Here is a 717-nt window from a genome sequence, read left to right on the forward strand (position 1 = left end):
ACCTAGGTAGCCTCTGGCTAAACCAGCACCAGCAATATAGAGCTCACCCACCACTCCAGGAGGTACAGGCTCTAAGGTGGAGTCTAGGAGGTAGGATGCGAGATCGGGGATGGACTCACCAATCGGGCTGCTTTCTAGGTTTGCGTCACTTGCTTGGAGTGCTTTATAGGTGACATGTACCGTGGTCTCGGTAATGCCATACATATTGACTAGCTGTGGCGCTTGATCATCATAGCGTTCCCACCAAGCTTTGAGTTTGGCTGGATTTAAGGCTTCACCACCAAAAATGACATATCGCAGGGCTAAGGGGGTGGAGCGCTCTTGTGCAACTTCTTCAGCTACTAGCACTTCAAAAGCTGATGGTGTTTGATTTAAGACGGTAACTTGTTCGCGTCTTAGTAGGGCTAAAAAGTCAGAGGTAGAGCGCCGCACTTCATTGGGAACAATGACCAGTTTGCCGCCATAGGCTAATGGCCCCCAAATCTCCCATACGGAGAAGTCAAAGGCAATTGAATGGAACAGGCTCCAAACATCATTCTCATCAAACCCAAACCAAGCTTGGGTTTGATCTAAGAGGCGGATTACGTTTTGATGAGCTAATAAAGCCCCCTTCGGTGTCCCTGTACTGCCGGAGGTGTAGATCACATATGCAAGATGCTCAGGCAGTAATGGCCTAATGCGCTCGCTATTAGCAATGGTGCTGGTCTCATAACCCTC

The 717-nt window shown here is 49.2% G+C and carries 1 protein-coding gene; it reads right to left on the minus strand.

What is annotated here, in order from left to right; genetic code table 11:
* Nucleotides 1-717: AMP-binding protein (locus tag JaK3_RS05760; protein ID WP_150114217.1), on the minus strand; the 717-nt coding region annotated here is incomplete at both ends.

It is taken from the genome of Polynucleobacter yangtzensis, from assembly GCF_001595965.1.
Taxonomy (GTDB): Bacteria; Pseudomonadota; Gammaproteobacteria; order Burkholderiales; family Burkholderiaceae; genus Polynucleobacter; species Polynucleobacter yangtzensis.